Raw genomic sequence first — 10,600 nt, forward strand, 5'->3', positions numbered from 1 at the left:
TTTGCCAGATTGGTGATTTTATTAAACCTTGTCCTAGCAGGACTAAGGCTGGGTTTAAAAAATCGCCAAGCGGGTGAAAAGTGGATTTTTGATGATTATTCATATTTATGCAAAGGTCTCTTTGAATATATTGAAGTGTTTTATAACAAAATTAGGCGACATTCAACGATTGATTATTACTCGCCTAATGATTATGAAAAGAGGTTTTATCGCAACAATATTCCCTAACTTAACATTAAGCCTTTAAGGCTTAAGTTATGGCTTGGAACAAGTTCCAAGTTGGGGCTTTGCTCGTTCGTAGCCTGACCTTGGGTGCAAACCTCAAAAAAGATTATTGATACAGAAAAATAATGCGTAAAATATTAGTTTGGTGTCCAGTCAAGTGGGGGAGCTTCAGCCTGTCCCCATTATTTGTTTGAAAACACTGCTATGATTATCATGACAGTGTTTCAAGTTTATTTTTTAGGACTTAACTAGTTAAGGCTCTATTTCATTATTACATTTGGCTATTGACCAAATTTCCTAGAGTTTTAATCGCCGCTACGCGTTCGACCGTCCAAGGGTTGGAATAAGTTAAGCGTATGCTGGATTGATATTTATTGCTTGATGAAAATATATCTCCAGGAGAAAGCGATATGCCTTCGTTTCTAGCGTCTTCATAAAGTTTAGGAACGCTAATTTGTTCGGGTAATTGAATCCAGGCGACAAAGCCACCTTGTGGTTTTGATATTCTGGTTTTTTGTGGAAAATATTTATCAATTAAATCAAGCAGTTGGTCTCTTCGATGTCTGTAAGTATCACGCGCTAAGCGAAGATGACGGTCATAGCCTCCATGGCTTAATAATTCTGCTACTGCTAATTGAGGTAAGCGTGATACATTGACGCTGCTTACAAATTTTTGATATTCAATTTTTTCTTGGTAGATGCCAGGAATAACCCATCCCACTCTCAAACCAGGATCGAGAGTTTTTGATACAGAGGAGCACAATACAACCTGATCTTTGTCATCAAAAGATTTAATTGATCTAGGTCGTTTACTGCTATAGCCTAATTCAGCGTAAATATCATCTTCGATTAAGGGGAGGTTGTAATGATGGATTAATTCGACTATTTGGCGTTTGTGCTCATCTGGCATTAGCGACCCCATAGGGTTATTGTAACAAGGCAGGCTAATGATAACTTTGATTGACCATTGCTCTAATGCTAATTTTAGTGCTTCGATACTCATGCCTGTTACTGCATCAGAAGGAATTTCGATCGCCTTAAGTCCACATGCTTCAATCAACTGTAATAAACCGTAATAACAAGGCGTTTCAATTGCAACAATGTCTCCAGGCTTTGTGAGTGCGCGTAAGGAAAACTCAAGTGCACTCTGACATCCGGATGTGGTGACAATTTCATCGGGAGAAACCAAAACACCTGCATCCATTGAACGCTTGGCTAGCTGTTTGCGTAAAGGCTCACAGCCTTTAGTGTTGTCATAGCCAATGCCGAGAAAAGTTTTGTTGCGAACGACGGTTGAAAAGGTTTTTTTAAGCTGGTGAATGACGGGAAAGTCATTGCCAGGAATGGCAGAGGCGAAGTTGATAAAATTGGAAGAATTAATGTCATGGATAACCTCCATAATCCGTTGCGCTTTTGTAACATTACGAGGTGCTGAGGTTTTCTGGCTAATTAGTGGTGGTGAGTATGTTTTTGCTGGAGATCGGCGTACATAATAGCCAGATTTTGCCCTCACTTCTACGAAACTACGCTCTTCTAAGACACTATATGAGGCTAATATAGTAGACACACTCACAGATTGTTGTTTAGACATTGATCTAACAGACAACAGTTTGTCTCCAGGCGTGTACACCCCTTCTTTAATTTGTTTAATTATTTGGTTGGCAATCTTATTGTATAGTGTGTTTTCCATATTAAGCAGTACAGAATTGATATAAAAATATAATAACAGATGGTATTATATACATCTGTTACCCTATAAATAAGTATATTTTGACTCTGTACTGGTTCAGATATAAATTCTATAATTTACCCCAATGAGAAAAACTATGGAGAAAGCTATGAATTACAGTACACAAAAATATACCCTAGCGTGCCAACGCTCCAATAAATTTAAGTGTTTTAGTATGACATTGTATCGTGCAATATTGAGCATATCTCAGCTATTAAAAATGATAAAAAAATATCACGCCATTTCAAAGCAACGAAAAGAGTTGTTGTATTTAACAGATCGTCAATTGGCAGATATTGGCATTAATCGTGAAGAGGCAATACGGGAAGCTAGTAAACCTTTTTGGCAGTAATTAATACAGACTATGGATATCAATATTATTAACAAACTGTTTGTTTTCTGGGCAATTTTTTATATCACTCCTGGTCCAGTATGGCTATCAGTGATGGAGGCAACACGCAATTTAACAGTTACAGAGGTGCTAAGGTTTTTCTTTAGAGTGTTTTTAACTGTGAATCTATCTATCCAAGTTTCTCAGGCTATTATTTGCGTGGTGTTTGTTGAGCTAATATCCCAATTGTTTTCCGATATTGGTATGTGGTTTTATTTGCTAGGTAGTGCGTATACCGCCTATTTATCGTATAAAGTTTTTAAAAGTAAACAGCTAAAAGCCAATTTAAATTTAACGGTTTATAATCTGGCCATCATTATGCTTTTATCTCCAAAAATATGGCTATTATTTCCATCAGGTGCGGTTATTGCCACCCAATTAAACCAAGGAATAATTGTAAACTCTCTTATTTTTGCTGTAATGATGTTATTAGTATCAAACTTATTGTTTGTGCTTTATGTATTTATTGGAAAGCTCGGGACAAAACTATTAAAAGATAATTTTGCTTATCTAAGTTGTTTTTTATTAGCCTTATTTTCTGTGTTTTTATTGCTTGAAGGGATGAATTTATAAAAATCCTAACTGGATTGAAGCTAGGTTTGATTGAAACATGGGTAAAATTCAATTTTAAAAAAAAATTTAGGCAGAAGAATGATAATAATTCCAGCAATAGATTTAAAAGACGGGCAGTGCGTGCGTCTAAGACAAGGTTTGATGGAGGATACCACAGTATTTTCCGATAACCCAGTAGAGATGGCAGCGCAGTGGGTAGCACAAGGGGCGAGGCGATTGCATTTGGTGGATTTGAATGGGGCATTTGAGGGCGAGCCTGTGAATGCTGTAAGCGTAACTGAGATTGTATCGGCATTCCCTGATTTACCTGTGCAGATTGGAGGTGGTATTCGCAGTATGCAGATTGCCAATACTTATATTGAGGCGGGTGTTAGTTATTTGATTATTGGCACGATGGCAGTTACGCATCCTGAGTTTGTGGCTGAATTGTGCCGTGAATTCCCTAGTAAGGTGATTGTGGGTTTGGACGCAAATAAGGGCTTGGTGGCAACGCAGGGCTGGGCACAGCAGACGGATTTGCATGTGGTGGATTTGTCGAAAAAATTTGAACAAGATGGAGTAAGTTCGATTGTTTATACCGATATTGCACGGGACGGAATGATGCAAGGGGTGAATATTGAGGCGACTGCTGATTTGGCCAAACAAACCTCAATCCCGATTATTGCCTCGGGCGGTATTACCAATATGGAGGATATTTCTAGGTTATTAACGCAGGCACATCACGGTATTATAGGAGCAATTACAGGGCGGGCAATTTATGAAGGCACGCTTGATTTTAAACAAGCACAGGCATTGTGTGATGTTGGTTGAAGTCGCTTATGCACTGCCAAACAAACAAACTTTGCTAAGTTTTGAGGTGGATAATGGTACGACTTTACAGCAGGCGATTGAAATATCTGGCATATTAGACACTTATCCACAAATTGATTTAAACAAAGACAAAACAGGTATTTTTGGCAAAATCGCTAAACTTGATGCCAAACTTAGAGAAAAAGACCGAGTTGAAATCTACCGTCCGCTGATTGCTGACCCTAAAAAAGTGCGTAAAGAGCGTGCCGCACAAGGAAAACAGATGCGTGGTGGCAAAAAAACTTGAACCTTGTTAAAATGACGCTTTAATTGATATAAATATAAATGAATGAAAAAATGAATGAAGACCAACCTCCATCGAAATTACCTTTCTTGCAAAGATTTAAAAAGCAGTTTTTTCATACCTCGCCTAATTCAAGTGAGGACTTATTACAAGTCTTAAAGGAATCCGAAGAAAACCATATTATTGATTCTCATAGTCGTAGCCTTATCGAGGGCGTGATGCAACTTGAAAATATGGAAGTGCGTGATGTGATGGTACCAAAATTAAAAATGGTAATGATTGAGCATAATACGAATGCCAAGGAATTGTTAGACATTATGATTAAATCTGCACACTCCAGATTTCCGATTATCAACAGTGATAAAAACAAAATTCAAGGGGTTGTTTTGGCTAAGGATTTGCTTGGTCATTTGTCTAATGAGCAGAAAAAAGAATTTAGTTGCAAGGAATATTTGCGCCCCATTGTGCTGGTACCAGAGAGTAAAACTTTGGGGGCATTGATGCGAGATTTTCAGCAAAAACACTCGCATATGGCGGTGGTAATGGATGAGTATGGCGAGATTGCGGGCTTGGTAACGCTGGAAGATGTGTTGGAGCAAATTGTGGGCGAGATTGAAGATGAGCATGATTTAGAAGAGGACAATATTATTGATTTTAGCGGTGGTCGTTATTTACTCAAGGGACACACACCTATTGAAGAATTTAATGAATTCTTTGGCGTTAAACTGCAAGTAGAAGGCGTAGATACCATAGCGGGCTTGGTGATTGCTGGTTTTACTTATTTGCCAGAACAAGCGAGTGAGATTGATTTACAAGGGTTTCATTTTAAGGTTTTAAAAGCTGATTCTCGAAGGTTGTATTCGTTAGAGGTAACCAAGAATTAGATTATGTCATCTTTAAAACAAACTACACAATTAGCCATTGAGTTATTAAAAAAACATCAAGTTAGTGATTATGAAATAGTGCTTGATTTAAGCTCTGGTGTTTCTACTGCAGTGCGATTGGGTAAAGTTGAAACTTTGCAATACCACTTAGATCAGAGCTTTGAGGTTAATGTGTTTTTCGGCAAAAAGAAAGGACACGCATCCAGTGTTGATGTTAGCAAGGACAGTCTTGATAAAGCCATCGAATCCGCTTGTTTGATTGCAAAATACACCCAAGACGACCCTTTTAACGGCTTAGCACCTAAAGAATTAATGGCATTTGATGCGCCTGATTTAGACCTCTATCATCCTTGGGATTTGGACGCACAACATAGCATCGACATTGCCAAAGCCTGTGAAGAAGCGGCACTTGCGCAAAATGAAATCAACAATTCTGAAGGTGCGGAAGTATCCAGTTTTCAAGGTGAGGGACTGTATGCCAACTCTAATGGTCTGATTACCTCACAAAACAGCACCAGCCATTCACTGAGTTGTGCGCTTATCGCACAGCGAGGCGATGAGATGCAAACAGCCTACGAATATACCACAGCACTAGATGCAAATGACTTGGAAGCGTCGCAGAAAGTGGGCGAGAAAGCAGCAAAACTGGCACAACAAAAACTCGGTGCTCGATCGCTGTCTTCACAAAAATGCCCTGTAATTTTTACCTCACGACTTTCTGGCGGATTGTTTTCACAACTCTTGGGCGCATTGGGTGGCGCTAGACAGTATAAGAAATCTACTTTTTTATTAAACAGTATCGATAAAATTGTGCTACCAGAAGAGTTAAGCTTGCGTGAACACCCTTTTGCAAAAAAGACACTAGGTGCTAAGGCGATTGACCGTGATGGCGTACTTAAACGCGAGCAATATTTTGTTGAAAATGGGCGGGTTAAAAATTTTGTAATGGGGCAATATTCTGCCAATCAACTGGGGCTAAAAACCACCGCTAATGCGGGTGGCGTAAGTAATGTGATTATTGAGGAGAATTTCGATGGCGGCTTAGATGAGATGATTAAGGCAATGGATAAAGGCTTGGTGGTAACGGAATTAATGGGGCAAGGCGTGAATGGCACAACGGGTAATTATTCTCGTGGTGCATTAGGATTTTGGGTGGAAAATGGGGAAATTCAATATCCAGTATCAGGGCTGACTATCGCTGGCAATCTTAAAGATATGTTGCTTGGCATTGTGTCCGTAGGCAACGATGTGGATTATCGCAGTAACATCAAAGTCGGCTCAGTGTTGATTAACCAAATGACGATAGCTGGTGAATCTTAATGAGTAATTTTGATATTGTTGTTGTGGGCGGCGGCATGGTCGGGCAGGCATTTGCTTTGTCAATGGCAAAGCGTGATTTAAGTATTGCTATCATTGAACCAAATAATCCCAATCCTGTAATAAAAGAAAATTTCCATACCCGAGTGAGTGCAATTACACCAACTTCAGAAGCGTTTTTACGCAGTATCAATGCATGGGATTTGATTCAACGCAAGCACGCCTTTACCGACACCAGAGTATGGGATGAAAACTCGCACGGCAGTTTGGACTTTTCAACGACTGATGATGGTTCGACGCATTTGGGGCATATTATAGAAAATGACTGTATTCAGTCGGCGATGTCTATTGCATTGACCGATACCGAAGTGGCGTTTATCAGCACCAAACTTAATGGTATAAATAAAATCGATAAGGGCTATCAATTGTGTTTAGATGACGGACAACAACTGCAATGTTCTTTGTTAATTGGGGCAGATGGAGCGCGTTCTCGACTTCGAGAGTTGGTCAATATTGAATTTAGTAAGACCAATTATCAGCAACAAGCCATTGTTTGTAATATTCACTCTTCCAAGGATTTTGAGTGCACAACTTGGCAACGATTTTTATCCACCAGTATTATTGCCTTGTTGCCACTGAGTAAGGGCGAAGCATCCATTGTTTGGTCAGCAGAAAATCACCTTGCTGATGAATTATTAGCATTGTCACCTGAGGCATTTGCCCAGCGACTATCAGCAGGGGTAGAATATCGCTTTGGCGAGTTTGAAGTGTTGAGCGATATTGTAGCGTTTCCGCTGATTGAACGCAGTGCTAAAGACTATGTCAAACAAAATTTAGCCTTGATTGGCGATGCCGCTCACAATATTCACCCATTAGCAGGGCAAGGCGTTAACCTTGGTTTCGCCGATGTTAATGAATTATCACACCAATTACTTTGCAATAAGCATACTTTAGGAGATTATTCAGTGTTGAGAAAATACGCCAGAGCCAGAAGGTTGGATAACGAACTGATGGCAAAAACCATGACAGGACTAAACTGGATTTACAAAGAAAATAGCGAGCCAGTAAGGTGGCTACGAGGTTTTGGTATGAATCTGATTAATGAAAATTCAACCTTGAAATCTTTTTTTCAAAAACAAGCCGCTGGCAATCAACCATAAAGCTTATCGACAACGCACGCCTGTCCTAAAGTCTTATCAATTACTTTTTGTGTATCCATAGATTTTATTATTTCTTTTGCTATTACCTCTCCAAAAATTGGAGGCACTGCGTTACCAATCTGTAAATTTTTAGAGGTCTTACTGCCGTAAAAAAGATAAGTATCAGGAAAGCCTTGTAATCTTGCACCTTCCCTAGTGCTTAACGCTCTATTTTGAAAGGGGTGCACGCATCTGGATGAGGATGGAGTGCCAAAATTTCTGGTTATAGTTGGTGTAGGCTGGTCAGAAAAAAGTCTAGCATAAGTATTGGAAAAATACTTCTTTGGTCTTAATCTTTGTGGTAAATCGTTTACAGTCCCGCCTTTAGGGATAAGCGATAAAATCTCAAGCATCTTCTCTCCATAATTTGAACTATTATGTTCAGTTAGTCTTTTTGCCTTATTCCTAAGTTTGTATTGGTATTCATTTTGAGGCTCTTGAAGGTAGTATCTTTTCGAATCATTTGCATTTAATTTCGGCAAATCTGATATTGCGTCCATCAGTGTTAATTTTTTCGGAATACCGAATAAATTATCTTCTTTCAAGTGTGTAGGCGTAGGTAGCTTGACTGAATTAAGCGTTTTTTTCCAGCCTACTACAATGGTTCGTTTTCTTATTTGGGGAAGCCCAAAATCAGAAGCTTCTAATATTGATGAAGTTGTGTAATACCCCATAAAATCAAGTTCCTGTATCAGAGCTCTATATGCAAATCCATTGTACATTGTGGAAAAGCCAGTAACATTTTCAAAAATAATGTAATTGGGGTTAATTTCATTGACAGCTCTTAAATACTCGTAAAATAAACTGTTTCTTGGGTCTTTCTTGTTTTTTGAGCCAACCGTGCTAAACCCCTGGCAAGGTGGTCCACCAGAAACTAAATCAACATGAGAAACAGATAATTTTCGCAATTCTTGCTGAAAATCTATTGCATGAATATCATTACAAAGTATTTTTGAGTTTAGATGGTTTAATGCAAAAGATTTCGCAAAATCTCGTTCAATTTCATTTGCCAATATCACCTGAAACCCCGCACTTTCCAATCCAATGCTTAACCCTCCTGCACCAGAAAAAAGTTCTACAGCTATGAATTTCTGAAAATCAATCATATTGACAATTCTAACCCATCAAGAGGTGGCAGAGGATCGAGTAAGCGCCATTTAAAATAATTTTGATTAATTGTAAAGACACTTTGCCCTTCCATTTGCTGCCGAGTTATAAAATTAACATCGTTTTCCTTGATGGTATCAAGTCGAACAAAAGCAACCTGTCCATTAAAAAGGTCTATATGGATACAAATAGATATTTCTTTATGTTCCTCATAAACCCTTCGAGCCTCTCTAACTTTGTGTTCTTTTATATCGTTTATACCTTGAAAGCCTGACTGAACTTCAATTCTGACTTTTTTATCGTTTATCTTAATTTCAAAATCAGCTTTTGGGCTTCTTCTAAATGTTTCAATATTTTTTAAATCATCATCACCAATTTTTTTTATAGAATCCTCAAATATGTTAAATATTTTTGAGAATGTTGGAATAAAATATTCAGCTATTGAATAGCCCCTTAACCATGAAAATAAAACCGCCTCAGGTCTTCTGCCTTGATTATTTAGTCTTGGCAATATTCCATTTTTTTTAATAATATCATAAGGATGTTCAACATTGTCTTTAAGAAATTTATTTAATCTTGGTTTTTTATAAGGTTTATCAGCGATGCTATTAATTTTTTCAAGTATTCCTTTAAGTCTTTCATTTAGATTGCCTATGTAATCAAAGTCCACTCTGGGCATTACATCTTTTCCACCAAGAAAAATTTTTGCATTATTCTGGTTTGTAAACCCAATAGAGTCTCTATATCGTTTAAAATAATCTGCTGGATTTTCACTCATATTACACACTTTTCGGCTTATTATTAAATTGAGACCTTTGCATAAATAGGGATGATTAGCAAAATTCAATTTTTGCCAGATTGGTGATTTTATTAAACCTTGTCCTAGCAGGGCTAAGGCTGGGTTTAAAAAATCGCCAAGCGGGTGAAAAGTGGATTTTTGATGATTATTCATATTTATGCAAAGGTCTCAAATTGTTATAATCACTAAATACATTCTACCTTAACCCACTAAAAAAATTATCCATCATTAATAAAATCTAACCATATCATTTCAAATCCTTTGGCAAGTTATTTATAAATTATTGTTGGCGTAATAATGGCGTCAAGGGGCACATCCCAAGGCTCGGTGTTGAGTTTATCTACCTTTTGACAATCAAATGCTAATCCATAAATCTTTGGATTAGCGTTGTATTCTTGATGTTTTTTAAAAGCTAGAGTGCGGTCATAAAAACCACCCCCCATGCCTAGGCGATTTTTTTGCGTGTCGAAACCCACCAACGGTATAAAGATAATATCAAGTTGCTCAGCGCTTAATATGTTAGTAGAGATGGGCTCAGAAATACCAAATTTGTTGTTTTTAAACTTGTCTCCAATTTTTGCAAACTTAAGACTTTTATCGTCTAATATCGGTAAATAGACGCTAATTTTCTTATTTTTTAAGAAGTTTTGTATATGTTTTGGGCTAATTTCCCCATCATTTTCTAAATAGAGGGCAATTTTTTGCCCCTTTTTGAAACTTGCTATTTGTTGTACTTGCTGTAACAGTTGCTGTGCAAACGCCTCACGATGATTGTCCAAGAGTTTGTGTCTTTGATTGCGGAGCGAGTGCCTTAATGTTTGCATAGTTAATTAGCTGGAATTCGAGTGTCTATTATCTCGTGTGACTTAAAACCTGAACCATAAGGCTCAAGGCGGAAGTTTGAAGTTTACCGCAGGCTTCCCACTTCATGCACTACACAGAAACTTTCTAGTAAAGCAAGGCGGGCTTGCTCAATAGTAAACTATCGCATTTCCTTATTTTTTTATTTATCAGCTCAGGGGACAAAAGCCAATCACAAAATAATAGACACTAACTATTATCGCTGTTTTAGCATACCCACAGGTGTCTTTTTTTATATTTTATTTCTAAAACTTTAAGGTAAGAAAAATATTAAGCTAAACTGTAATGATCTAATCAACTTGGACACATTTCAAGCCACTTTTTTCAATTCAGCCATCTTTTCTGCTGGGGTTAAATACCCAATAGCTGAATGAATCCTTTTGTAATTGTAAAAATAAATATAACTCTCTACATTTTCCACT

The 10,600-nt window shown here is 37.8% G+C and carries 13 protein-coding genes and 1 other RNA gene; 8 read left to right on the forward strand and 6 right to left on the reverse strand.

Annotated features, from left to right (window positions below; genetic code table 11):
- Nucleotides 1-12 precede the first annotated feature (12 nt).
- Entirely contained in the window at nt 13-228 is a 216-nt protein-coding gene (locus tag CRYPD_RS08375; protein WP_171004751.1) for an IS3 family transposase, read from the forward strand.
- Between the two features lie 268 nt (nt 229-496).
- Here the strand turns inward: CRYPD_RS08375 and CRYPD_RS06335 are convergent, their stop codons facing one another.
- Nucleotides 497-1,915 carry an aminotransferase-like domain-containing protein gene (locus CRYPD_RS06335; protein WP_138146754.1) on the reverse strand — a complete coding sequence of 473 codons (1,419 nt, stop codon included), beginning with the start codon at nt 1,913-1,915 and terminating at the stop codon, nt 497-499.
- A 148-nt stretch (nt 1,916-2,063) separates the two neighbouring features.
- On the opposite strand from CRYPD_RS06335, the gene CRYPD_RS06340 reads away from it, so the two are divergent.
- From CRYPD_RS06340 to CRYPD_RS06370, 7 genes are all read left to right on the forward strand, one after another.
- Nucleotides 2,064-2,306 carry a DUF1127 domain-containing protein gene (locus CRYPD_RS06340; RefSeq protein ID WP_244610270.1) on the forward strand — a complete coding sequence of 81 codons (243 nt, stop codon included), beginning with the start codon at nt 2,064-2,066 and terminating at the stop codon, nt 2,304-2,306.
- A 12-nt stretch (nt 2,307-2,318) separates the two neighbouring features.
- The gene (locus tag CRYPD_RS06345; RefSeq protein WP_138146755.1) at nt 2,319-2,918 is read left to right on the forward strand and encodes a hypothetical protein; all 600 of its coding nucleotides are present in this window, start codon (nt 2,319-2,321) and stop codon (nt 2,916-2,918) included.
- A gap of 78 nt (nt 2,919-2,996) precedes the next feature.
- Nucleotides 2,997-3,728 (forward strand): 1-(5-phosphoribosyl)-5-[(5-phosphoribosylamino)methylideneamino]imidazole-4-carboxamide isomerase, encoded by a 732-nt coding sequence (hisA, locus tag CRYPD_RS06350; protein ID WP_138146756.1) that lies wholly within the window; start codon nt 2,997-2,999, stop codon nt 3,726-3,728.
- Nucleotides 3,718-4,014, forward strand: a complete 297-nt coding sequence (locus CRYPD_RS06355) for an RnfH family protein (protein WP_138146757.1) — start codon at nt 3,718-3,720, stop codon at nt 4,012-4,014. Before hisA ends, CRYPD_RS06355 begins: the two co-directional genes overlap by 11 nt.
- 50 nt (nt 4,015-4,064) lie before the next feature.
- The gene (locus CRYPD_RS06360; RefSeq protein WP_138146758.1) at nt 4,065-4,895 is read left to right on the forward strand and encodes a CorC family transporter; all 831 of its coding nucleotides are present in this window, start codon (nt 4,065-4,067) and stop codon (nt 4,893-4,895) included.
- Nucleotides 4,896-4,898: 3 nt separating this feature from the next.
- Complete coding sequence (gene pmbA / locus CRYPD_RS06365) at nt 4,899-6,215, forward strand: metalloprotease PmbA (RefSeq protein ID WP_138146759.1); 1,317 nt, start codon at nt 4,899-4,901, stop codon at nt 6,213-6,215.
- Nucleotides 6,215-7,372, forward strand: coding sequence for an FAD-dependent monooxygenase (locus CRYPD_RS06370; protein ID WP_138146760.1), 1,158 nt, complete (start codon nt 6,215-6,217; stop codon nt 7,370-7,372). The genes pmbA and CRYPD_RS06370 overlap by 1 nt, the downstream gene beginning before the upstream one ends.
- On the opposite strand, the gene CRYPD_RS06375 is transcribed toward CRYPD_RS06370, so the two are convergent.
- The 5 genes from CRYPD_RS06375 to CRYPD_RS06395 all read right to left on the reverse strand — a co-directional run bounded on the left by CRYPD_RS06375 (nt 7,363) and on the right by CRYPD_RS06395 (nt 10,599).
- Entirely contained in the window at nt 7,363-8,517 is a 1,155-nt protein-coding gene (locus CRYPD_RS06375; RefSeq protein ID WP_138146761.1) for a DNA cytosine methyltransferase, read from the reverse strand. The two genes, CRYPD_RS06370 and CRYPD_RS06375, sit on opposite strands and share 10 nt — an antisense overlap.
- Nucleotides 8,514-9,296 carry a restriction endonuclease gene (locus tag CRYPD_RS06380; RefSeq protein ID WP_138146764.1) on the reverse strand — a complete coding sequence of 261 codons (783 nt, stop codon included), beginning with the start codon at nt 9,294-9,296 and terminating at the stop codon, nt 8,514-8,516. Before CRYPD_RS06380 ends, CRYPD_RS06375 begins: the two co-directional genes overlap by 4 nt.
- 290 nt (nt 9,297-9,586) lie before the next feature.
- Entirely contained in the window at nt 9,587-10,141 is a 555-nt protein-coding gene (locus CRYPD_RS06385) for a 5-formyltetrahydrofolate cyclo-ligase (protein ID WP_138146762.1), read from the reverse strand.
- 18 nt (nt 10,142-10,159) lie between these two features.
- Nucleotides 10,160-10,370, reverse strand: a non-coding RNA gene (gene ssrS / locus CRYPD_RS06390) — 6S RNA.
- 118 nt (nt 10,371-10,488) lie between these two features.
- On the reverse strand, nt 10,489-10,599 hold the full coding sequence (locus CRYPD_RS06395; RefSeq protein ID WP_138145522.1) for an IS3 family transposase: 111 nt from the start codon (nt 10,597-10,599) through the stop codon (nt 10,489-10,491).
- Nucleotide 10,600 lies beyond the last annotated feature (1 nt).

The organism is Bathymodiolus heckerae thiotrophic gill symbiont, assembly GCF_900180345.1.
Classification (GTDB): domain Bacteria; phylum Pseudomonadota; class Gammaproteobacteria; order PS1; family Pseudothioglobaceae; genus Thiodubiliella.

Bases quoted from the DNA above. Each gene is read 5' to 3' on its own strand.
- hisA (WP_138146756.1), top strand. From the start codon at position 2,997: ATGATAATAATTCCAGCAATAGATTTAAAAGACGGGCAGTGCGTGCGT.
- CRYPD_RS06385 (WP_138146762.1), bottom strand. From the start codon at position 10,141: ATGCAAACATTAAGGCACTCGCTCCGCAATCAAAGACACAAACTCTTG.
- CRYPD_RS06360 (WP_138146758.1), top strand. From the start codon at position 4,065: ATGAATGAAGACCAACCTCCATCGAAATTACCTTTCTTGCAAAGATTT.
- CRYPD_RS06380 (WP_138146764.1), bottom strand. From the start codon at position 9,296: ATGAGTGAAAATCCAGCAGATTATTTTAAACGATATAGAGACTCTATT.
- CRYPD_RS06355 (WP_138146757.1), top strand. From the start codon at position 3,718: ATGTTGGTTGAAGTCGCTTATGCACTGCCAAACAAACAAACTTTGCTA.
- pmbA (WP_138146759.1), top strand. From the start codon at position 4,899: ATGTCATCTTTAAAACAAACTACACAATTAGCCATTGAGTTATTAAAA.
- CRYPD_RS06370 (WP_138146760.1), top strand. From the start codon at position 6,215: ATGAGTAATTTTGATATTGTTGTTGTGGGCGGCGGCATGGTCGGGCAG.
- CRYPD_RS06335 (WP_138146754.1), bottom strand. From the start codon at position 1,915: ATGGAAAACACACTATACAATAAGATTGCCAACCAAATAATTAAACAA.
- CRYPD_RS06375 (WP_138146761.1), bottom strand. From the start codon at position 8,517: ATGATTGATTTTCAGAAATTCATAGCTGTAGAACTTTTTTCTGGTGCA.
- CRYPD_RS06345 (WP_138146755.1), top strand. From the start codon at position 2,319: ATGGATATCAATATTATTAACAAACTGTTTGTTTTCTGGGCAATTTTT.
- CRYPD_RS06340 (WP_244610270.1), top strand. From the start codon at position 2,064: ATGAATTACAGTACACAAAAATATACCCTAGCGTGCCAACGCTCCAAT.